Origin of the sequence: Corynebacterium bovis DSM 20582 = CIP 54.80 (assembly GCF_030408615.1) — a bacterium.
Taxonomy (GTDB): Bacteria; Actinomycetota; Actinomycetes; order Mycobacteriales; family Mycobacteriaceae; genus Corynebacterium; species Corynebacterium bovis.
This window is the reverse complement of sequence record NZ_CP047187.1, coordinates 780921-802685: the sequence shown is the minus strand read 5'-3', so window position 1 is coordinate 802685 and position 21765 is coordinate 780921. Positions and strand designations below refer to the sequence as shown.

Sequence of the window (21765 nt, the reverse complement as noted above, 5' to 3'; positions counted from 1 at the left end):
CCGGCGCCCGTCAGGACCGGTTCGTCATGAACATGACGTCGACAACCTGCCCGGGGGCGATGTGCGTCTCCTCCGCGGGCACGACGATGAGGCAGTTCGACTGCCCGTGGCTGCCGAGCAGGTGCGTCGGCTCGCCGCCGCCCCCGGCCCCCAGCGGGTCGACGAGGAACTCGCGCGTCTCCCGGTCCCGCATGAGCTGGCCGCGGATGAACCCGCGCCGGCCCGGGGCGGACTCCAGCCCCGCGACGGTCCGCGCCTGGACGACCCTCCGCGCAGCCTGGCGTCGTCCCCGGATGACCTGCACGAGCGGGCGGACCATGACCTCGAAGGCGACGAGCGCCGCACTCGGGTTCGCCGGGAGGAGGAACGTCGGCACCCGGTCCGCCCCGAGGGTGCCGAAGCCCTGGACCGACCCGGGGTGCATGGCGACGCGGGTCGTGTCGATGTCGCCGAGGGTGGCGAGGACGGACCGCAGCCGGTCGCTCGCCGCGCCGCCCACGGCGCCGGCGATGACGACGATCTCGGAGCGGATGAGCTGGCCCTCGACGGCGTCGCGGATCCGGCGCGGTTCGCCGGAGACGATGCCGATGCGGTGGACGTCGGCCCCCGCCTCCCGCCCGGCGGCGGCGAGGGCGTAGGAGTTCACGTCGTAGACCTGCCCGAGTCCCGGGTCGCGGTCGATGTCGACGAGTTCCGGGCCGAAGCTGATGACGGACATCCGCGGCCGCGGGTAGACGAGGACCTTGGACCGCCCGACGGCGGCGAGGAGCCCCACCTGCGCCGCCCCGATGACCGCGCCCTGGTCGACGACGACGTCACCGGGCTGGACGTCCGACCCGGCCCGGTGGACGAACCCGCCCGAGGGCACGGGGCGCAGGGCCTCCATGCGGCGGCCGCGGGTCTCGGTCCAGTCGAGGGGGACGACGGCGTCGGCGAGGGTGGGGATCGGTGCCCCGGTCTCGACGCGCACGGCCTGGCGCGGCTGGAGCCGCACCGGGCGGTGGGAGCCGGCGGTGATCTCACCGACGACGGGGAGGCGGGCCGAGGGCACGTCCGGGTCGGCGCTCCCGGCGTGCCGGATGTCGACGGAGCGGACGGCGAAGCCGTCGATCGCCGCCTGGTCGAAGCCGGGGACCGACCGCTCGGCCTCGACCTGCTCCGCGCAGCGCAACCCCAGCGCCTCGGAGACGGCGGTGCGCACCGGTTCCGGGGTCACGGCGGCAGCGGAGACGATCGCCAGCTGTTCCTCGACCGTTCGCACGTCGTCGGCTTCCTTTCGTCGTGTGGGCGGAGCTGTCAGGCGTCCTGCGTGCCCACCCGCTCGCGGAGCCAGCGCTCCAGCGACGGCCCGTAGGTCTCGTCACGCAGCGCGAAATCCACGCAGGCGCGGATGTACCCGCCGGGGTTGCCGAGGTCGTGCCGCGGACCGCGGTGGATCACCACGTGCACCGGGTGGCCCTCAGTGATCATAAGCTCAATGGCGTCGGTGATCTGGATTTCCCCGCCCTTGCCCGGCTTGATGCGGCGCAGGGCGTCGAACACGGCGCGGTCGAGGAGGTACCGGCCGGTGGCGACGATGGTCGACGGGGCCTCGTCGACGTCCGGCTTCTCGACCATGCCGGTGACCTTCTGCACGTCCTCGAGCCCGGCGTCCTCGATCTCGAACACGCCGTACTTCGACACGTCCTCGCGGGGCACGTCGAGGCCGCACAGGACCGTGCCGCCGTAGGTCCGGCGGACCTCCAGCATGGCGTCCATGACGCCGGAGGGGAGGACGAGGTCGTCGGGCAGCATGACGCCGAAGCAGTCCTCGTCGTCGTCGAGGACGCTCTCGGCGAGGCCGATGGCGTGGCCCAGGCCCAGGGGCTTCTCCTGTTCGACGGCCACCGGGTGGATGAGCCCGTCGATCGCCCGCACCTTGCGGAGCTGGTCGTCCTTGCCGCGCTCCTCGAGGGTCCGCTCCAGCTCCTCGTCGGTGCGGAAGTGCGCCATCACCCCCTGCTTCTTCGGGGCGGTGATGACGGCGAGGCGACGCGCACCGGTCTCCGCGGCCTCCCGGGCGATGAGCTCGATACCCGGGGTGTCCACGACCGGCAGCAGTTCCTTCGGCACGGTCTTCGTGGCCGGCAGGAAGCGCGTCCCCAGGCCGGCGGCCGGGACGACGACGGTCCGCAGGGTGTCAGATCCGCTGCCGTCCGTACCAGGTCGGGGTGCTGGTTGTGTAGAAGCCATGCAGAAGATCGTACAGGTCCGGTGGCACACGGCGCTGGAACTCGGGCTCCCAGGTGTGCCCCCGGGCGGGCGGGGCGCCGGGTAGGCTCGCGCCCGTGAACGCCGTGAACGACCGCACCGCCGTCGACGGGCGCAAGGCCGACCTCCGGCGGGAGGTCCGCGCCGGTCGCCGCACCAGGGGGGACGACGAACGCCTCCGCCGCGACCGCCTCATCCACCACCACCTCGCCGACCGGCTGGCGCGCGGCGTCGTCCCCGGGGCCGGGCCCCTCCCCTCCCGCCGGACCCCGCCGACCGTCGCCGCCTTCTGCCCCCTGCCCGGCGAACCCGGGGGGCACGACCTCCCGGAGGTGCTCCACGGCCTCGGGGCGCGGGTGGTGCTGCCCCGCGTCCGCGCCGCCGGCACCCCGCTGGAGTGGTACACCTACACCGGACCCGAGGGGCTGACCCGGGGGGCCTTCGGGATCCGGGAGCCCCTGGCGACCACCCGCGTCGACGTGTCGTCCGAGGTGGACGTCGTTCTCGTGCCCGCCCTCGCGGTCGGCGCGGACGGTGCACGGCTCGGTCAGGGCGGCGGGTACTATGACAGGACTCTTGCGGACCGCGACGGCCGTGGCACAGTATGGGCCGTTGTGGACCACGAGGAGTTCCTCACCGACGTCCCGGCGACCCCCCTCGACCTGCGGGTGGACGGCGTCGTCACGGACCGGGGAGTCACGACGTTCGCGGGCCGCCGGCACCGCGGGCGGGCACCACACCATCACTGATTCTTCCGTGCATGTTCCGTGCACCGACACACCACAGGAGACCTGATGCTCAAGGGATTCAAGGATTTCATTCTTCGCGGCAACGTCATCGAACTCGCCGTCGCCGTCGTCATCGGCTCGGCGTTCACCGCCATCGTCACCGCCTTCACGAAGGGCATCATCAACCCGCTGATCAACGCCATCAACGGCAACGTCGACGCGAGCGGCCTCACGGTCCCGCTGCGCGGCCACGACCGGGCGGACGCGATCGTCGACTTCGGCAGCGTCATCACCGCCGCGATCAACTTCCTCATCATCGCGGCCGTCGTCTACTTCATCCTCATCGCCCCGATGAACAAGCTCAAGGAGATCCAGAACCGCCGCAAGGGCATCGACCCGACCGAGGCCGCGGCGACCGAGACGGAGCTGCTGGAGCAGATCCGCGACCTGCTCATCGAGCAGAACCGCGCCGAGGTCGGCGTGGAGTCCCGCGTCGCCCGCGACGTCGGGGACGTCCAGCAGACCTCCGACGCCGCCGACGTGGCGGACCCGTCGACCGGCACCGGGCGGCACTCCGCCAACTGAGCGGGTCGCACGGCCACCTGAGCGGGTTGCTCGGGCACCTGAGCGGGTCGCACCGCCGGCTGAGCGGCATCCCGCTCGCTGAGGGGGCACCCCGCACCCTGAGGGGGCAGGTCAGGACCAGTGCGGGGGGCGCTGGTCACGCCAGTAGTTCTCGTCGAACCCCCTGTCACCCGGGGTCCCGGCCCCGAGGTCCCCGGCCGCCGACGTCCCCCGCGCGGACCGTCCCCGACCGGTCCCGGTGACGACGCCACGCTCCCACCGCCCCACCGGCGGGCCCCCACCGTCCGCGGCGCGGCCGACCCGACCGGTCACCCGGCGCGGGCGGCGTGCGCCACGGCGGGCGCGCGGATCGTCGCGCGCGTCGTCGGTCATCCGCGGGTCATCGGTCATCCGCGGGTCATGTCGTTGATGACCCAGCGGGCGAGGGGGCACAGGGTCGCCATGCCGTCGCGGATCGCCGCCCGGGACGACGCGAGGTTCACGACGACCGTCGAGCCGGACACGCCGGCCACGCCGCGCGACAGCCCGCCGTCGAGCGCGTTGCACGCGAGCGCGGAGGCGCGCAGCGCCTGGGAGAGCCCGGGGAGCCGCTTGTCCAGCACCGTCTTCGTCGCCTCGGGCGTGCGGTCGCGGGGCCGGCGCCGGTGCCGCCGACGGTGATGACGAGGTCCGCCCCGCCGACCACGGCCGTCTCCAGGGCGGTCCGCACGGCGGTCTTCCGCGGCTCGACCTCGAGGACCGCGTCGACGAGGAAGTTCTCCTCGGCGAGGAGTTCCGCGACGAGTTCACCCGTCCCGGCGTTGCCCTCGCCGTCGGTGACGATGACGACGAGCGCGTGCATGATCGACGTCCCCGTCTCCGCCTCCGGCTCGACGCGCGCGTCGAGGGACCGGAACACCTCGTCGCCCGGTTCGGTGACCTGCTCGTCGAGCCGGGCGATCGACGCCTGGTCGACGTCGTCGAGGGTGGGGAGCAGGTGCTCTGGCGCGGTATCGGCTGAGTGTGTCACCGGCAAGCCTTTCGTGGGTGGTGTGGTCGGTCGCCCGGCCGGGATCCTGGTGCATCGGTGGGGTCGGCCCCGGCGCGGCGGCTGCCCGCCCGGGGGCGACGGTGAACGCCGTACCACCGTAACCCTCCCGGGGGGTCGTCCGCAGGACACCAACCCATGCGAGGGACACCCGGGTGCAGCCCGGACGCCCGACCGGGCACGTCCGGCGCCCGTCGGCCCCGGACCGGGTGGCCCGGGGCGGGCGCCCCTCCCCCGGCCCGGGTCAGCTCGCGGTCTCGCCCTCGGCCGTGAGCGTCATCGACACCTGGTGCTCGTTCCCGCCCTGGCCGTCGGTGACCGTGAGGGTGACCTTGTCGCCGACGGTGTGGGACCGGATCGCCGCGATGAGCCCGACGCCGTTGTCGACGAGCCGGTCGACGACCTTGTGGACGACGTCCCCGGCCTTGAGGCCGGCGGAGTCCGCCGGGCTGCCCGGCTGGACGCTGACGATCTCGGCGCCGTTGACCTGCGACCGGGTGTTGACCTGCGCGCCGATGATGGCGTGCTGGGCGTGGCCGTCGTCGATGAGCTGCCGGGCGATGCGCACCGCCTGGTTCGCGGGGATGGCGAAGCCCAGGCCGATGGAGCCGGACTGCTGCCCGGACTCGGCCCCGAGGGAGGCGATGACGGACGGGATGCCGACGAGCTCGCCGTTCATGTTGACGAGCGCGCCGCCGGAGTTGCCGGGGTTGATCGCGGCGTCGGTCTGGATGGCGTCGATGAGCGACGCCTCGCCGCCGCCCTCGCCGGTGGCCTGGACGGGACGGTTCATCGCCGAGACGATGCCGCTGGTCACCGTCGAGGACAGCCCGAGGGGCGACCCGACGGCGACGACGTCCTGGCCGACCTTGAGGTCGTCGGAGTTGCCGACCGAGATCGGCTGGAGGTCCTTCGCCCCCTCGGCCTTGACGACGGCGATGTCCGTCTGCGGGTCCGTCGCGACGACGTTGGCCTGCAGCACCCGGCCGTCGTTGAGGGTGACCTGGATCTTCGCCTGCCCCTTCTCCGCCCCGGCGACGACGTGGTTGTTCGTCACGATGAGGCCGTCGCTGGTGAAGACGGAGCCGGAGCCCTCGCCGCCGCCGGTGGGGGTCTGGACCTGGATCGACACGACGCTCGGGAGCACGCGGCTCGCGACGTCCTCGGTGGACCCGGGCTCGGAGGTGCGGGTCGAGGTCTGCTTCGTGTTCGCCGTCGTGTCCCGGAAGGAGCTGATGACGCCGCTGTCACCGGAGTCGGAGTTGTCGACGACGACCGCCGTCAGCGCACTCGCCGCCACCGCCACGGCGACGAGGAGCCCGCCGACGACCGGCGTCGAGAACCGGCGCTGCCCGCGGCCCGCGGCCACCGGGACCGGCCCACCGACGACCGGCTGCCCCGGCGCCGTCGCGTCGCCGTCGCCCGCCAGCCCGGCCGGCGCGGGGCCGGCGGAGGCGTACGGGTAGCGGTGGGCGGCGGTGTCGCCGGCGTCGCCGGTGTCGGACGCGCCGGGCTGGGCCGCGCCGTACGTGGGCTGGGCCGCGCCGTAGCCGGGCTGACCGGCTCCGTAGCCGGCCTGCGCCGCACCGTAGGGGTTGAGGGGGTCGCCCGCACCGTACGCGGGCTGACCGGCACCGTACGCGGGCTGGCCGGCACCGTACACGGGCTGACCTGCGCCGCCGCCGGCCTGGCCTGCGCCGTACGCGGGCTGACCGGCACCGTCGCCGGCCTGGCCTGCGCCACTCTCCCCGGCGCCGGGCCGGGAGGTGCTCCCCCACGCGCCCGCGTCACGGGACTGCTCGGATCCGGGGCCGGTCCCGGAGGTGGGAGGGGTCGACTCCGACGCCGCGTCCCAGCGTCCGTGCCCCTCGCGGGGGTCCCGGGCGCCCGGACCGTCATAGCCGTCGTGACCGTCGGGGCTGATGTTCGGGTTCTCGTTCATGGTCTCCGATTGTGCATCGTGGCACTGCGTGAGGCCTTCCGGGAACCTGGCAGGTCCCACCGAATAGCCCCGCGACCGCGGCGTGACCGCGCTCAGCAGACTGCCAGGGAACGTGCAGGGTCCGCCGCCAGGATACGCCGTCCGCGCGCTGCGCCCCGGCCGGCCCCACCCCCGCCGACGCCCGGCCGGCCCCACCCCCGACACCCGGCCCCGGGCGGTCCCCCGCCCCGCGCGATGCGCCCGGCCGGCCCCCCGCTGACTCACCCGCCGGTGGCGGGGCAGCTCCCGTGCGCCGTCGTCGCCCCCGGCAGGACGAGGCGGATGAGGGCACCACCGTCGTCGGACTCGTCGGCCATGACGACGCCGCCGTGCGTCTCCACGACCTGCTTGACGATGGCCAGCCCCAGTCCGGAGCCGGGCATCGACCGGGAGCTGATCGAGCGGTAGAACCGGTCGAAGACCTTCGTGCGGTCCTCCGCGGGGATGCCCGGGCCCGAGTCGGCGACGCGGATCTCCACGCTCCGGTCGTCGATCCTGTCCATGTACACCCGCACGACCCCGCCCGCGGGCGACCACTTCGCCGCGTTGTCGAGGAGGTTGAGGAACGCCCGGCCCAGCCCGAAGGAGTCGCCGCAGAGGTGCCACGTCGTGAGGTGGGACTCGAAGGTGACGTCGGGCCGGCGGCGGCTCACCCGGTCCAGGGCCTCCCGGAGGGTGCCGACGACGTCGACGTCCTCGTACACCGGGTCCATCGCGTCCGCCCGGGCGAGGTCGACGAGGTCGCCGACGAGGGAGGCCATCTCGTCGATCTGGGCGACGACGTCCCGCTCGATCTCCCGCCGGTCCGCGTCCGACACGTCCGGGGTGTCCGGGCGCGACGCGAGCATGAGCAGCTCGATGTTCGTCCGCAGCGAGGTCAGCGGGGTCTTCAGCTCGTGCGACGCGTCGGCGACGAGCTCGGCCTGCTTGTCCCGCGACGCCTGGAGCGCGCGGAGCATCTCGTTGAAGCTCTCCGTGAGGTAGGCGAACTCGTCGACCCCCTGCACCGGCACGGGCCACAGCTCGTCGGTCTTCGACACCCGGTCCACGGCCCGCCGCAGCCGGGCGACCGGGCCGAGCCCCGCCGTCGCCACGGCCATGCCGGCGATGACGGCGGTGAGCGACCCCGCGATCCCGACGAGCACGAGCACGAAGACGAGTGCGCCGAGCATCTGCCGCGTCGAGGAGATGTCCTGGGTCAGCACCACCGCGCGGCCCGTGCCGTCCATCGTCGCGAGGATCCGCTGCCGGTTCGCGGTCCGGTAGGAGTAGGTCTCGTCCCCGCGGAGCACCGCGTACTCCGCGTCCCCGAGGCCGTCGGCCGTCCACGTGACACCGGCCTGGTGCCCCGACCACCGACGGGTGACGACGAGCGCCCGCACGGACGGCGTGACCTGCACGAAGTGCGGCGCCGGGTCGGCCGGACCCGCGCTCTGCCCCTCGTCCGGGCGGTGGCCGGGGTGCGTGCCGCTGTCCCAGTCCGGCCCGGACGGTGCGCCGGCGCCGGAGAGGCCGGGCGGCGTCGGCGAGTCGAAGATCGCCTGCGCCTGCCACTGGAGGTTCCGGCTGATCTCCTGGTCGGAGACGTACCGCACGGTCGCGTACGCCGACAGGCTGACGACGGCGATGGCGACGATGACGACGGCCGCCGTCAGGGCGGTCAACCTCCCCCGGAGGGACAGCCGCGCCCGGGCCGGGTTCGACCGCGGGGTCTCCACCCCCGGCAGCGTGAGCGGCCGGCCCCCGTTGTCCCGCGTCTCGTCGACGCGGCCGGCGGTCCCGGCCACCCCGGCGGCCCCCTCGCCGCCACCGACGTCACCGGCGCGGCGGGCCGTCCCCCGGTCCCCGTCGCCGGGCGGCGGCGTCCCGGCCGACCCCTCCGTCACGCCCGTCGCCCTCCCTGCGCCGGTGGGCGGGCGACGTCGCTTCACGGCGCCGTCTCGCGCAGGACGTACCCGACGCCACGGACGGTGTGGATGAGGCGGCTCTCACCGTCGGCCTCGGTCTTGCGGCGGAGGTAGCCGATGTAGACCTCGAGCGCGTTGCCCGACGTCGGGAAGTCGTAGCCCCACACCTCCTCGAGGATCGCGTTGCGCGACAGGACCTTGCGCTGGTTGCGCATGAGGAGCTCGAGCAGCGAGAACTCCGTGCGGGTGAGGCTGATCGCCCGCTCGCCGCGGGTGACGTCCCGGGTCTCCGGGTTGAGGGTGAGGTCCTCGAAGGTCAGCGGCTCGGTGCGCTCCCCCTCGACGACGGCCGGGCGGGCGGCGCGGCGGAACAGCGACCGGACACGCGCGAGCAGCTCCTCGAGCGCGAAGGGCTTCGGGAGGTAGTCGTCCGCGCCGGCGTCGAGGCCGGCGACCCGCTCCGAGACGCTGTCACGGGCGGTGAGGAGAAGAATCGGGACGTCGTCCCCGTGGCTGCGCAGCTCGCGGCACACCTCGAGGCCGTCGAGGCGCGGCATCATGACGTCGAGGACGGCGAGATCGGGACGCTCGGAACGGATCTTCTCCAGTCCGTCCTCCCCGTCGACAGCTAGTACAACTGTATAACCGTTGAAGGTCAGTGACCGCCGGAGGGACTCGCGTACCGCCTGATCGTCGTCGACAACAAGTATTTTCATGTGGACTATTGTGCACGAACCCCGGTCCCGGGGTCCACACACCTACCTCCTGCTCAGATAATACGATGGTGCCACTTCGGGGACGGTCCCCGTCGGTGGCTCGGCTGGGCCCGGGTGCGCGGGCGGCGGACACCGGCCCCGCGTCGGGGCGCACCCCTCACAGGACGGCCCACGGATCTCCCGGCCCTCCCGGGCCGACCCCACGAACAGAAGAAGCCGCCTGCGCGGGGAGCAGGCGGCTCATCAGACGACCGCCCGGGACGGGTCCCGGCGGTCTCGGCGGCGTGGGCCGGTCAGTCGAACTCGATGAGACCGAGCTGAGCGGCCTTCACGAGCCGGCGCGGGATCTGGACGTCCTGGCCCTGGATCTTGACGTGCTGGAGGGCGACATTGTCTGCCTTCCACTGCGAACGACGGGCGTGCGTGTTCGCACGGGACATGCGGCGCTTCGGAACTGCCATGGTCTTCTACCCTCCTTCTACTGGGTCTTCTTCTGGCGGCGGATGCGGTTACCGTACCGGCGCTGGAACTTCTCGACGCGGCCGGCGGTGTCCATGACACGCTGGGCACCGGTCCAGAACGGGTGGGACTCGCTGGTGACGTCGACGACGATCAGCGGGTACTCGTTGCCGTCCTCCCACTCGACGGTGCGGGAGGAGGTCGCGGTGGACCGGGTCAGGAACTGGTGTCCCGTGCTCGCGTCCTTGAAGACTACCTCGTGGTAGTCGGGGTGGATGTCGTTCTTCATACTCAATCCCTCAGGTTGGTGCCGCGGGTCGGTCCCGCCGGTCGCCACCGCGGCCCCGTCCCGGCCCGGCCGGTGGGCGCAGGCCCACCCGGCGAGGGCGTCGCGGGACGACGGGGACCGGTCGCGGGCCCGCGCGGCACACGCACGGGACCCGGTCGGTGACGCTCGACGACGGGTCGTGCCCGGGTCGGGTTCAAGGTCCGGCTGCGCTCCCACGGGACAACCCCGCGGCGACGCAGACACAACCGATCACCCTATATGCTCCACACCCCCGGACGGAAATCCCGCCCCGAGGCACACCGGCCCGGGGCCCCTCCCCACCGGCGACGGCCGTGATTAGGAGATCGCGCCCCTGCTCCGGTAATGTCGGCGAACGCTGTTGTCTAAGTAAACGTCATCGCCCCGCGATCACCGCCACTTGTGCGCCCCGACATGCCCGTTTCCCGTCTAGTCACGGGCGAGCCGGTGTGGCGCAGACGGTCCGTGAGGGCGGAAGGAGAAAGATACCCATGTCGGCACATTGCCAGGTCACGGGTCGGAAGCCGGGTTTCGGCAAGTCCGTCTCGCACTCGCACCGCCGCACGAACCGCCGGTGGAACCCGAACATCCAGCGCCGGTCGTTCTACCTCCCCTCCGAGGGCCGTTCCATCACGCTGAACGTGTCCACCAAGGGGCTGAAGACCATCGACCGTGACGGCATCGAGTCCGTCGTCGCCAAGCTCCGCGCACGTGGGGAGAAGATCTGATGGCACGTAACGACATCCGCCCGATCATCAAGCTGAAGTCGACGGCAGGCACCGGTTACACGTACGTGACGCGCAAGAACAAGCGGAACAACCCGGACCGGATGACCCTGAAGAAGTTCGACCCGATCGCCCGCAAGCACGTCGAATTCCGCGAGGAGCGATAATCTATGGCCAAGAAGTCCATGATCGCCAAGAATGAGCAGCGCAAGGAAATCGTCGCCCGCTACGCCGAGCGTCGCGCCGAGCTCAAGAAGATCATCAAGAACCCGAACTCCTCCGACGAGGAGCGTCTCGACGCGCAGTACGAGCTCAACCGTCAGCCGCGCGACGCCTCCCCGGTGCGGGTCCGTAACCGCGACGCCGCTGACGGCCGTCCCCGCGGCTACCTCCGCAAGTTCGGCCTGTCCCGTGTCCGCGTCCGTGAGATGGCCCACCGTGGTGAGCTCCCGGGCGTCCGTAAGTCCAGCTGGTAAGGGGGAGCTCTCATGAAGCGCACCAACATCAAGAAGGCCCGGCTGGAGCAGTCCCGCCGCCCGAAGAAGAACCCGCTCAAGGCTGAAGGCATTGAGACGGTCGACTACAAGAACCACGCTCTCCTGCGGAAGTTCATCTCCGACCGCGGGAAGATCCGCAGCCGCCGCGTCACCGGCCTGACGCCGCAGCAGCAGCGCCAGGTCGCCACCGCGATCAAGAACGCGCGCGAGATGGCGCTGCTCCCGTTCCACAGCCGCTGACCGGCTCCGGGACACTCGGGGACGACAGCACTCTCCCGACGTTTCTCAGACAGACCGACGACCCCGCACCCTCACGGTGCGGGGTCGTCGTCGTTCGCGGCGTGGTGTCCGCGGGGCGGTGGTCGTCGTTCGCGGCGTGGTGTCCGCGGAGCGGTCGTCGTCGTACCCCCTCGGTCCACCCCCGCCGACGACCCGGGCGTGCCTCCCCTCCCCCCGTCCCCCACCCCTGAACGGCCCCTGAGATCCTCCTTGCCCTGTCTCCCGGGACACCCAGCCAGTACCATTCCCCATGATCCTGTATCCGATACAGAAAGTGTGTCATGTCGAACCCGTACGGCCAGACCCCCTCAGGCGGAGCCTCAGGAGCCGGCGACGAGCCCGGCTTCTCCTCCTACCCGCAGCAGTCCCAGTCCACCCCCGAGGCCGGCGCCCAGCAGCCGTACCCCGGCGGTTACCAGCAGTTCCCCGGTGGCGTCGATGATGACCCGACCGCCGGGGCCCCCGAGCGACCCGGCGCCTGGATGCGCTTCCTCGCCTACTTCATCGACACCATCATCGTCAGCGCCATCAGCCTGATCATCGACTACTTCCTCTTCGGGTCCCAGTACTCCGAGTGGACCGACCAGCTCCGCGAGGCCACCGACGCCGGAACCCCCGCGCCCGGGATCCCCGCGAGCATCCTCTACGGCGCCGGGGTCGTCATGTACGTCGTCTGGTTCCTCTACCGGGCGGGCATGGAGGCCGGCGTCGGTGGTTCGCTCGGCCGGTTCATCACGGGCCAGCGGGTCGTCACCCTCGAGGGCGGGAAGGTCTCCTTCGGGGCCTCCCTGATCCGGAACAGCTGGTACCTCATCAACGGCATCGTGACCCTCATCCCGTTCGTCGGGTTGTACGTTTCGCTCCTCGTGCCCATCGTGGTCGGTGTGACCATCGCCCGCAGCCCGCTCAAGCAGTCCTTCTCGGACAAGTGGGCCAAGGCGCAGGTCGTCAAGAAGTAGCCCCGCCGGCCCCGGGCGCCCCGCAGCGCCGGCAGGCCACGCAGCGGTGGCTGGCCACCCCGGCGCCGGCAGGCCACGCACCGCCCGGGTGCCCCGCAGCGCCGGCTGGCCACGGCGTCCCCGGCGGCCAGCACGGCCGCCGTCGCACACCCCCGGACCCCCACGGGCCGGGGGTGTCGCCGTGTCCGCGGCATGATTCACTGGACGTCATGCTTGACGTCCTCACCGGTTTCCTCGTGGTCGTCGTGCTCATCGTGGTGGGGTTCACCGTCGGGCGGATGCGGGTCCTCGGCCCCGGTGCGGTGCACACGCTGACCCTCTTCGTCTTCTCCGTCGCGACCCCGGCGCTGCTCGTCGACGTCCTCGCCCACGCCGACCTCGGCCAGGTCTTCGGCGTGAACCTGGCGGTCGCGGTCGCCGGTTCCCTCCTCGTCGGGGCGCTCGCGTTCGCGGGCCAGCGCCTCCTCGCGCGCCGACCGGTGCCGGACAGCCTCGTCACCATGCTGGCGGCGTCGTACTGCAACGGCTCCAACCTGGGCGTCCCCATCGCCGCGCACGTCCTCGGGAACCCGGCGGCCGTGCTCCCCGTCATCATCTTCCAGGTCGCCGTGTACGGGCCGCTGGTCGTCCTCGCGCTGGACCTCGCGACCCGGCGCACCTCCCCGGACCGCACGTCCTCGCTGGTCCGGGAGCTGCTGAGCGGGATCGTGCGCAACCCGCTCATCATCGCGGCGGTCGTCGGCGTGGCCGTCGCCCTGCTCCACGACCGGACGGGGTTCACCCTCCCCCAGGTCGTCGCGGAGCCGGTCAGCCTCCTCGCCGGCGCGGCGGTGCCCGTGGCGCTGCTCGCGTTCGGCATGTCGATGGCGGACGTCACCGTCCTCGACCGCGCGACGAGCCCGCGCCGGAGCGTCCTCGCCGCGGCGGTGCTGAAGTCCGTCGTCCATCCGGTCGTCGCCGCGGCCCTCGGGGCGTTCGTCTTCGGGCTGTCCGGCCCGGCGCTGCTCACGGTCACGGTCGTCGGGGCGCTGCCGACGGCGCAGAACGTGTTCACCTACGCGCACCGGTTCCGGGTGGGCACGGTCCTCGCCCGGGACACCGGTGTCGTGAGCACGGGGCTGTCCCTCGTCTCGATCGCCGTCGTCGCGGCCCTTCTCGGCTGACCGGGCGGCGCGCCCCTCCCCGCACCGCCGCACCCCGGCGCCCCCGCGCGCGTGACCGGGGGTATCGCGGCCGGCGCTGACCTCGATCTCCCGCGTCCCCCCACCCCCCGCACCCAGGTGCCCATTCAAATCCACATCCCCGGCGCTTATTGTTCTCTTATCCTCTTCTCATCTCCGGGGGCGCCAGGGACGCGGCCCCGCCCGGACCCCCACCCGGATCCCCGGTCCGGACACCCGGTGCAGCAGACCTCCCTGGACATCCCCGGCCCCCCACGCGGCCCCGTGCCGCCGACCCCCAGGAAGGACGCCCCGCCGGATGATCGTCCCAGCGCACCACGAGGACCCGGCCGTCCTCCACGTCAACACCCTCCCGCCCCGCGCCTACCACGTCCCGGCCTCCCGCGACATGGGCCCGCTCGTCCGGGACCGGGAGGCGTCGGACCGGCTGACCCTCCTCAACGGCACGTGGTCCTTCGCCCACGTGGACTCCGTGCACGACCTCACGGTCCCGTTCTGGGAGGACGGCCCGGACTCCCCGCTCTTCGCCGACGGCACGACGATCCCGGTCCCCGCCGCCTGGCAGTTCCACGGCCACGGGTCGCACCAGTACACCAACGTCCGCTACCCGTTCCCCCTCGACCCGCCGTACGTCCCGCAGGAGAACCCGTGCGGGTGCTACGCCCGGACCTTCGAGCACCACCGGAACCCGGCCGCGCCGCGCACGCACCTGACGTTCGAGGGCGTGGACTCCTGCCTCCACGTGTGGGTCAACGGCGCGTACGTCGGGTACAGCCAGGTCACGCACTGCAGCAGCGAGTTCGACGTCACGGACCACCTCGTCGACGGCGTGAACACGCTGTGCGTGCTCGTCATCACCTGGTGCGACGGCAGCTACCTCGAGGACCAGGACAAGTTCCGCACCAGCGGCATCATCCGGGACGTCTACCTCACCGACCGCCCCGCGGACGCGCTGTACGACTACACGGTGACCGCCGGGCCCGCCGCGGGCGGCGCCGGCCTGGTCACGGTCTCCGCGACGTCGCTGGACGAGCCCCTCGCCCCGACCCGGGTGACGTTGCGGGACCCGGACGGGACAGTCGTCGCCGAGGGCAGCCTCGAACGGTCCGGGGAGGTCCGGGACCGGGGGTACGACGACACCCTCCCGTGGACGACCGCCCTCATCGTCCGCAACGCCCGGCTGTGGACGCCGGAGGACCCGCAGCTGTACACGCTGACGTTCACGCAGGCGGAGGAGGTCGTCGTCGACCGGGTGGGGATCCGCGACGTGGCGGTGTCCGCCGGGGACGCCGGCTCGCCGCAGGTCCTGCTCAACGGGTCCCCGGTGACGTTCCGGGGCGTGAACCGGCACGACTCCGACCCGGTGACGGGGCCCGTCGTCGACCTCGACCACATGATCCGCGACCTCGACCTCATGGTCGGGCACAACATCAACGCGGTGCGCAGCAGCCACTACCCGAACGCCCCGGTGTTCTACCAGCTCTGCGACGAGTACGGCCTCATGGTCATGTCGGAGGCGGACAACGAGAGCCACGGCACGCAGGCCCGCTACCTGCGCGACGGGTCGTGGGAGAACCGGGTGCGGCACTGGAGCGAGCTCATCGCCGACAACCCCGACGTCATCCCCGCGACCCTCGACCGGGTCGAGCGGTGCGTCCGGCGGGAACGCAACCGCCCGAGCATCGTCGCCTGGTCGATGGGCAACGAGTGCGGGTTCGGCTGCACCATCGAGGAGGCCCTGCGCTGGACGAAGGTCTACGACCCGACGCGCCTCACCCACTACGAGGGGGCGGTGTACGAGGACGGCCGGCGGGACTACGACCACTCGCACATCGACATCGACAGCCGCATGTACCCGACGCTCGACGAGGTCCAGCGGTACACCACCGGTGCGCCGACGCGACCGCTGCTCCTCGTGGAGTACAGCCACGCGATGGGCAACAGCCCCGGTGACCTGGAGGACTACCAGGCCGTCATCGACGCCTACCCCTCCCTCTGCGGCGGCTTCGTGTGGGAGTGGTGCGACCACGCCGTCGCCGAGCCGCTGCCCGACGGCCGGGTGCGCTACCTCTACGGCGGCGACCACGGGGAGACCCTGCACGACGGCAACTTCTGCGTCGACGGCCTCGTCTACCCCGACCGCCGGCCGCACACCGGCCTCGCGGAGCTCCGCGCCGTCCACCGGCCCGTGCGCGTCACCCGGTTCGACCAGGCCACCGGCGCCCTCAGCGTGCGCAACCACCTGGACCACACCGACCTCGGCGGGCGGATCGAACTGCGCTGGGAATGCGACGTCGACGGGGACGTCGTCGGCTCCGGGACCGTCGAGGTCCCGGGACCGTTCCCTCCGGGTGAGGTCGTCACGGTGCGCGTCCCCCTCACCGTCCCCGAGCGGGGCCGGAGCCACCTGCGGGTGACGACCGTCCTCACCGCCGCCCTGCGCACCCTGCCCGCCGGCCACGCGGTCGGGACGGACGAGGTCGCCCTGCGGACCGGCGACGACCGGCACGGCGAGGTCGTCCGGCTCCTCTCCCCGGGGACCGTCCGCCGGCCCGCCCCGACGGTCACGGCCGACGGCCGGTGGACCACGGTCACCGCCGGCGACGTGACGTACACGGTCGACACCGTCCGGGGGCTCGTCGCGGGGATCCGCGTCGGCGGGACGTGCCTCACCGACCGGCCCGTGGACCTCAACGTGTGGCGGGCGCCGACGGACAACGACCGCAAGATCCGCCTCGACTGTGCCGAGGCCCACTACGACGACGCGACGTCCCGCGCGTACAGCGTCGACGTCGACCGGGACGGCGGGGACGTCCTCGTCCACGCGGTGATGTCCGTCGCGGGGGTGTCCGTGCAGCGTGTCCTCGACGTCGACGCGACCTGGCGGATCGACCCGCAGGGCCGGCTCACGGCGACGACGGTCGTGCGGAAGGACCCGGAGTTCCCGCCGCTGCCCCGGTTCGGGCTGCGGCTCTTCCTCGACCGGTCGCTCGACGCCGTGACCTGGTACGGGCGTGGCCCGCTGGAGAGTTACGTCGACAAGCACCGGGCGAGCCACCACAGCCGGTTCACGTCCACGGTCGCGGCCCAGCACGAGGACTACCTGCGCCCGCAGGAGAACGGCAGCCACGACGACTGCTCCCTCGTCACCCTCACCGGCGGCGGGGTGGGCCTCACCGCGTGCTCGCACACCCCGTTCTCCGTCAACGTCTCCCCGTACACGCAGGAGGATCTCACCCGCACGGCCCACGCCGCGGACCTCACCCCGTGCGGGTCGACGGTGCTGTGCCTCGACGCCGCCCAGGCCGGGATCGGGTCGGCGAGCTGCGGGCCGGAGCTGCTGACCCGGTACCGCCTCGACCCGGAGGAGTTCACGTTCACCGTCACGCTCGTGCCCCACGGGCGGCGCTGACCCGGCGGCCGCCGGGACGTCGCACCGCCCCGGGTGTCACCCCACCACCCCGGGCGTCGGCGCGGCGTCCCGGTGGCCGTCGTCACCGCACCCTCACCACCCACCCCGGACCGGTCCACCGACCGAGGCCCCGCCTCCGACCGGTCCCCGAGAGAAGAAGTACCCCATGACCGAGCAGAAGTACCTGAAGTGGTGGAACATCGCCGGCTACGGTTCCGGCGACGTCGCAGGGAACGTGGTCTACGCGTTCCTCACCGCCTTCATCATGATCTACCTCACCGACACCGCCGGGATGAACCCGGGGATCATCGGTACCCTCATCCTCCTGTCGAAGCTCTTCGACGGGCTGTCCGACCTGTTCTTCGGCGTGCTCATCGACCGCACGCACTCGCGGATGGGCAAGGCACGACCGTGGATGTTCTGGGGGTACTTCGGGGTGGCGTTGACCCTGGTCGGGTGCTTCGCCATCCCGGAGAGCATGGGGGACACGGCGAAGTACGCCTGGTTCTTCATCGCCTACACGCTGCTCAACGCCGTGTTCTACACGGCGAACAACATCGCCTACTCCGCCCTCACCGCGCTGGTGACGCGCAACGCGGGCGAGCGGGTGCAGATGGGGTCCGCCCGGTTCATCTTCGCCTTCGCCACGAGCCTCGCGATCCAGTCCGTCACCGTGCAGAGCGTGGACGCCCTCGGCGGCGGCGCGGAGGGGTGGCGGATGATCGCGATCATCTACGCGGTCATCGGGCTCGCGGTGAACTCCCTGTCCGTGTTCTCGGTGAAGGAGCTGCCGGAGGAGGAGCTCGACGCCGACGCCCCCGCGACCGGCGCCTCCCCCACCGGTGACGGCACCGGCACGGCGGAGCACGCGCCCGGCTTCGCGGAGACCGCCGTGCTGCTCGTGCGGAACCGGTACTACCTGCTCATCCTCGGCTTCCTCGTGGTCAACCAGGTGCTGTCCACGATGATGGGGATGGCGATCTACTACTTCACGTACATCCTCGGGGACAAGACCCTCGTCACCCCGTTCGCGTGGGCGGGCAACATCCCGATGATCGTCGGGCTCGTCCTCACGGCGTACCTCGCGAAGACGGAGATCGGCATGTACCGGCTGAACCTCGCCGGGTACACGATCACCCTCGTCGCGCGCGTGCTCGTCATCGTCGCCGCGGGGATGGGGAGCGTGCCCCTCATGCTCGTGTTCACCGCCGTGGCGCAGTTCGGGGTCAGCCCGATGCAGGGGGCGCTCAACGCGCTCATCGCCGAGGCCTCGGAGTACACGTTCCTCCGCGACGGCCGCCGGATCGACGGCGCGATGTTCTCCTGCACGTCACTGGGCATCAAGATCGGTGGCGGTGTCGCGACCGCCCTCGCCGGGTGGATGCTGTCCGCCAGCGGGTACGTGGCCAACGCGCAGCAGCAGCCCGACTCCGCGGTGACGATGCTCCACGCCATGTACCTGTGGATCCCCGCCGCGCTGACCGTCGTGCTCCTCGGCATCGTCCGGGCGTTGCGCGTCGAGCGGGCGAACGCCGCGCTCCGCGAGGCGCTGGAGGCGAAGCAGCCCCCGACGGAGGGCGTCCCCGCGACGTGACGCCGCGGCCGCCCGGGGGGGGCGGCGCGGGTCAGCGCCAGGTCAGCACCCGGGCGCGGCGCAGGTCAGCGCCAGAGCAGCACCCGGGCGCGGCGCAGGTCAGCGCCAGAGCAGCAGCGCGTCGCCCTGGCCTCCCCCGCCGCACAGCGAGACGCCGGCCAGGCCACCGTCGCGCCGCTGCAGCTCGTACGCCGCGTGCACGACGAGACGCGCGCCGGAGCAGCCGATCGGGTGCCCCAGGGAGATGCCGCCACCGTGGATGTTCGTCTTCTCCAGCGGGTAGTCCAGGTCCCGGAGGGACTGGACGACCACCGCGGCGAACGCCTCGTTGATCTCCAGGAAGTCCAGGTCGGACACGTCCCGCCCGGCCTTCGCCAACGCGGCGAGCAGCGCCTGGGACGGCTGCGAGTGCAGCTTCGTGTCCGGGCCGGCGGTCTGGCCGTAGTCGCCGAGCGTCGCGAGCACGGTGAGACCGTGCTCCTCCGCGTACGACCGCCGGACGAGCACGACCGCCGCCGCGCCGTCCGAGATCTGCGACGCGGACGCCGCCGTGATCGTCCCGTCCTTCGCGAACGCCGGGCGGAGGCCCGCGAGCCCCTCCTCCGTCGTCCCCGGGCGGATCCCCTCGTCGGAGTCCACCGTCACGGTCTCCTTGCGCCGACGGACCTCCACGGGGACGATCTCGTCGGCAAAGATCCCCTCGTCACGGGCCTTCTCCGCCCGCTGCTGGCTCAGCGCGGCGACATGGTCCTGCTCCTCGCGGGTGATGCCCCGGTCGGTGTTGCCCTCCTCCGTCTCCGCCCCCATGACGGTGCCGTGGACGGCGTCCGACAGGCCGTCCCGCTCGAGGGAGTCCTGCAGGGCCAGGCTGCCGTAGCCCTTCCCCGCGCGCACCCCCGCCGCGAGGTGCGGGGCGGAGGACATGGACTCCTGGCCGCCGGCGACGACGACGTCCACGTCCCCCGCGCGGAGCATCCGTCCACCGGAGATCACCGCGTCCAGGCCGGACAGGCAGACCTTGTTCACCGTCATGGCGGGCACGGTCATCGGCAGGCCCGCGGCGACGGCCGTCTGCTTCGCCGGGTTCTGCCCCGCACCGGCCTGGACGACCTGGCCCATGAGGACGTACTCCACGTCGGCGGGCGCGATCCCCGACCGGTCGAGGGCGGCGGAGACCGCGGCCGCGCCGAGCTCCGGGGCGGTCTTCGAGGCGAGGCTGCCCAGCAGCCGGCCCTGGGCGGTGCGGGCGGCTCCGACGATGACGACGTCGTCGGGCGAGGCGGTCGGCGTGTTCGAGGTCATGGTGCACCTTCCGGTCGAATGTGTCAGTTGGGTCTGATGTCTCTGGTGTATCAGCCGGTCCCGGGGCGACTGCCCCGGCGCGCCAGCTGCGCCAGCTGTGTCGGTTGTGGAGAGTCACGCCCGGGCTGACCGGGGCCGGGTGGCGTCGGCGGAGCCGCGCGCCGGGCGATCTATGACGCAGACCACCATTATCCCGGACAGCCGGCGGAATTCACACCGCGGGAGGGTGCGGTGCAAGTCCCGGCGCGACGGCGAACGGTGCAGCCGTGCGCCGTGTCACCTCCCACCCCGCGTCCCGCCCCCCGCCGGAACCCCCTATCCTGGCCCCATGACCACAGCAGCCGTCGTCGGCAGTGGACCGAACGGCCTCGCCGCCGCCACCGTGCTCGCCGCGGCGGGGGTGGACGTCACGGTCCACGAGGCCGCCCCGACGCCGGGCGGCGCGGCCCGCAGCGCGGAGCTCATGGTCCCGGGGGTGGTCCACGACCTCGGCTCGGCGGTGCACCCGCTGGCTGTCCTGTCCCCCGCGCTCGCGGGGCTGGACCGGTTCGGCCTGCGGTTCGCGTGGCCGGAGGTCGACCTCGCCCACCCGGTGCACGGCGGGCCGGCGGGCGTGCTGCTCCGCGACATCGCCGCGACGGCGGACCGGCTCGACGACCTCCACCCCGGTGACGGCCGCCGGTGGCGTGCCGCGTTCGGCCCGGTGGCGGACCGGATGGACCGCATCGTGTCGGATGTCCTCGCCCCGCCGGGCTCCCCGGGGGTGTCGCCGACCGGGTGTCCCCCGTCGGGTCCCCTGGCCCCGGCGGCGTGGGCGTCGACCCTCCGGTTCGGTCTCCGCGCGTCCCTCCCGGCGGCGTCCCTGACGCACCTGTGGCGGTCCCCGCAGGCCCGGGCGCTGGTCGCGGGCATCGCGGCGCACGCGTTCACGCGGCTCGACCGGCCGTTGTCGGCCGCGCCGGGGGTGCTGCTCACGGGCGCGGGGCACGCGGCCGGGTGGCCGGTGGCGGTCGGTGGGTCGGGGGCGGTGACGGCGGCGATGGTGCGTCGCCTGGAGTCGCTCGGGGGCCGGGTCGTCACCGGGTCGCCGGTGCGGGATCTCCGGGGGCTCGACGCCGACCTCGTCCTGCTCGACACCTCCCCCGCGGCGGCGTCCGCGCTGCTCAGCCGGTCGGGGACGCCGGTGCCCGCCGGCCGGGACCGCGCGTACCGGCGGTTCCGGCACGGCCCGGGGGTGCTGAAGGTCGATTGTGTGGTCCGGGGTGGGGTCCCGTGGTCCGACGCCGCCTGCCGCCGCGCGGGGACCGTCCACCTCGGCGGCACGGCGCGGGAGATCGCCGCCGCGGAGCGGGACTGTGTGCGCGGGCGGATGCCGGACGCCCCGTTCGTGCTGGTCGGCCAGCAGCATCTCGCGGACCCGGGCCGGAGTGCGGGTGACCTGCACCCGCTGTGGGCGTACGCGCACGTGCCGCACGGGTGGGAGCCGCCGGCGGGCGCGGACCCGCTGGCCGTGGCCGGGCCGGTGATCCGCCGGATCGAGGAGTTCGCCCCGGGGTTCCGGGACGTCGTCGTCGACCTCCGGGTGCGCACCCCGCGTGACCTGGAGCGGGAGAACCCGAACCTCACCGGCGGCGACATCGCCGGTGGGGCGTCGGACGCGGTGCAGCTGCTGCGGCGGCCGACGGTGCGGGACCCGTACAGCACGGGCGTGCCCGGGGTGTTCCTGTGTTCGGCGTCGACGCCCCCGGGCGGCGGCGTCCACGGGTTGTGCGGGTGGTTCGCCGCGCACCGGGCCCTACGGGAGCTCTGACCGGGGGGGGACGACGCCACCGGCCGGGCGGCCCGGCGCCTCCCCG

Annotated in this window: 20 protein-coding genes and 1 pseudogene; 11 read left to right on the top strand and 10 right to left on the bottom strand. The window is 72.9% G+C overall.

Features of this window, described 5'->3' with window-relative positions; all coding sequences use genetic code 11:
* Nucleotides 1-10: 10 nt before the first annotated feature.
* Both glp and CBOVI_RS03130 read right to left on the bottom strand, forming a co-directional pair.
* On the bottom strand, nucleotides 11-1261 hold the full coding sequence (gene glp / locus CBOVI_RS03135) for a molybdotransferase-like divisome protein Glp (RefSeq protein ID WP_010272093.1): 1251 nt from the start codon (nucleotides 1259-1261) through the stop codon (nucleotides 11-13).
* A gap of 35 nt (nucleotides 1262-1296) precedes the next feature.
* Nucleotides 1297-2232, bottom strand: a complete 936-nt coding sequence (locus CBOVI_RS03130) for a UTP--glucose-1-phosphate uridylyltransferase (protein ID WP_050798255.1) — start codon at nucleotides 2230-2232, stop codon at nucleotides 1297-1299.
* 95 nt (nucleotides 2233-2327) lie between these two features.
* On the opposite strand from CBOVI_RS03130, the gene CBOVI_RS03125 reads away from it, so the two are divergent.
* Nucleotides 2328-2999, top strand: a complete 672-nt coding sequence (locus tag CBOVI_RS03125; RefSeq protein ID WP_010272088.1) for a 5-formyltetrahydrofolate cyclo-ligase — start codon at nucleotides 2328-2330, stop codon at nucleotides 2997-2999.
* A 45-nt stretch (nucleotides 3000-3044) separates the two neighbouring features.
* Nucleotides 3045-3563 (top strand): large conductance mechanosensitive channel protein MscL, encoded by a 519-nt coding sequence (gene mscL, locus CBOVI_RS03120; protein ID WP_010272085.1) that lies wholly within the window; start codon nucleotides 3045-3047, stop codon nucleotides 3561-3563.
* A 111-nt stretch (nucleotides 3564-3674) separates the two neighbouring features.
* Here mscL and CBOVI_RS03115 read toward each other — a convergent pair whose 3' ends face one another.
* The 7 genes and pseudogenes from CBOVI_RS03115 to CBOVI_RS03085 form a co-directional block, all read right to left on the bottom strand.
* Nucleotides 3675-3953 (bottom strand): hypothetical protein, encoded by a 279-nt coding sequence (locus tag CBOVI_RS03115; protein WP_125186248.1) that lies wholly within the window; start codon nucleotides 3951-3953, stop codon nucleotides 3675-3677.
* Nucleotides 3950-4539: pseudogene (locus CBOVI_RS03110) on the bottom strand (MogA/MoaB family molybdenum cofactor biosynthesis protein). Before CBOVI_RS03110 ends, CBOVI_RS03115 begins: the two are co-directional and overlap by 4 nt.
* A 295-nt stretch (nucleotides 4540-4834) precedes the next feature.
* Nucleotides 4835-6532: a S1C family serine protease gene (locus CBOVI_RS03105; RefSeq protein WP_198485170.1), complete on the bottom strand. Its 1698-nt coding sequence runs from the start codon at nucleotides 6530-6532 to the stop codon at nucleotides 4835-4837.
* 260 nt (nucleotides 6533-6792) lie between these two features.
* Nucleotides 6793-8457 carry a HAMP domain-containing sensor histidine kinase gene (locus CBOVI_RS03100; RefSeq protein WP_232625837.1) on the bottom strand — a complete coding sequence of 555 codons (1665 nt, stop codon included), beginning with the start codon at nucleotides 8455-8457 and terminating at the stop codon, nucleotides 6793-6795.
* A 41-nt stretch (nucleotides 8458-8498) separates the two neighbouring features.
* On the bottom strand, nucleotides 8499-9194 hold the full coding sequence (locus CBOVI_RS03095; protein ID WP_010268522.1) for a response regulator transcription factor: 696 nt from the start codon (nucleotides 9192-9194) through the stop codon (nucleotides 8499-8501).
* A 293-nt stretch (nucleotides 9195-9487) separates the two neighbouring features.
* A complete protein-coding gene (rpmF, locus tag CBOVI_RS03090; RefSeq protein WP_010268526.1) occupies nucleotides 9488-9655 on the bottom strand; it encodes a 50S ribosomal protein L32 in 168 nt (55 codons plus the stop codon).
* Between the two features lie 17 nt (nucleotides 9656-9672).
* The gene (locus CBOVI_RS03085) at nucleotides 9673-9942 is read right to left on the bottom strand and encodes a type B 50S ribosomal protein L31 (RefSeq protein WP_010268529.1); all 270 of its coding nucleotides are present in this window, start codon (nucleotides 9940-9942) and stop codon (nucleotides 9673-9675) included.
* A 509-nt stretch (nucleotides 9943-10451) separates the two neighbouring features.
* On the opposite strand from CBOVI_RS03085, the gene rpmB reads away from it, so the two are divergent.
* The 8 genes from rpmB to CBOVI_RS03045 all read left to right on the top strand — a co-directional run bounded on the left by rpmB (nucleotide 10452) and on the right by CBOVI_RS03045 (nucleotide 18607).
* Entirely contained in the window at nucleotides 10452-10688 is a 237-nt protein-coding gene (gene rpmB, locus CBOVI_RS03080) for a 50S ribosomal protein L28 (protein ID WP_010268532.1), read from the top strand.
* Nucleotides 10688-10852, top strand: a complete 165-nt coding sequence (rpmG, locus tag CBOVI_RS03075) for a 50S ribosomal protein L33 (protein WP_010268536.1) — start codon at nucleotides 10688-10690, stop codon at nucleotides 10850-10852. The genes rpmB and rpmG overlap by 1 nt, the downstream gene beginning before the upstream one ends.
* A 3-nt stretch (nucleotides 10853-10855) precedes the next feature.
* Nucleotides 10856-11161, top strand: coding sequence for a 30S ribosomal protein S14 (gene rpsN / locus CBOVI_RS03070; protein WP_010268541.1), 306 nt, complete (start codon nucleotides 10856-10858; stop codon nucleotides 11159-11161).
* Nucleotides 11162-11173: 12 nt separating this feature from the next.
* A complete protein-coding gene (gene rpsR / locus CBOVI_RS03065) occupies nucleotides 11174-11422 on the top strand; it encodes a 30S ribosomal protein S18 (RefSeq protein ID WP_010268546.1) in 249 nt (82 codons plus the stop codon).
* Between the two features lie 320 nt (nucleotides 11423-11742).
* On the top strand, nucleotides 11743-12420 hold the full coding sequence (locus CBOVI_RS03060; RefSeq protein WP_010268550.1) for an RDD family protein: 678 nt from the start codon (nucleotides 11743-11745) through the stop codon (nucleotides 12418-12420).
* 209 nt (nucleotides 12421-12629) lie between these two features.
* Complete coding sequence (locus CBOVI_RS03055) at nucleotides 12630-13583, top strand: AEC family transporter (RefSeq protein WP_010264311.1); 954 nt, start codon at nucleotides 12630-12632, stop codon at nucleotides 13581-13583.
* Nucleotides 13584-13899: 316 nt separating this feature from the next.
* A complete protein-coding gene (locus CBOVI_RS03050) occupies nucleotides 13900-17013 on the top strand; it encodes a glycoside hydrolase family 2 TIM barrel-domain containing protein (protein ID WP_010264308.1) in 3114 nt (1037 codons plus the stop codon).
* Between the two features lie 166 nt (nucleotides 17014-17179).
* Nucleotides 17180-18607 (top strand): MFS transporter, encoded by a 1428-nt coding sequence (locus tag CBOVI_RS03045; RefSeq protein WP_010264304.1) that lies wholly within the window; start codon nucleotides 17180-17182, stop codon nucleotides 18605-18607.
* Between the two features lie 99 nt (nucleotides 18608-18706).
* On the opposite strand, the gene CBOVI_RS03040 is transcribed toward CBOVI_RS03045, so the two are convergent.
* The gene (locus CBOVI_RS03040; protein ID WP_010267737.1) at nucleotides 18707-19909 is read right to left on the bottom strand and encodes an acetyl-CoA C-acetyltransferase; all 1203 of its coding nucleotides are present in this window, start codon (nucleotides 19907-19909) and stop codon (nucleotides 18707-18709) included.
* A gap of 328 nt (nucleotides 19910-20237) precedes the next feature.
* Here CBOVI_RS03040 and CBOVI_RS03035 point away from each other — a divergent pair, with 328 nt between their 5' ends.
* Nucleotides 20238-21719, top strand: coding sequence for a phytoene desaturase family protein (locus CBOVI_RS03035; protein WP_010267738.1), 1482 nt, complete (start codon nucleotides 20238-20240; stop codon nucleotides 21717-21719).
* Nucleotides 21720-21765: the final 46 nt, after the last annotated feature.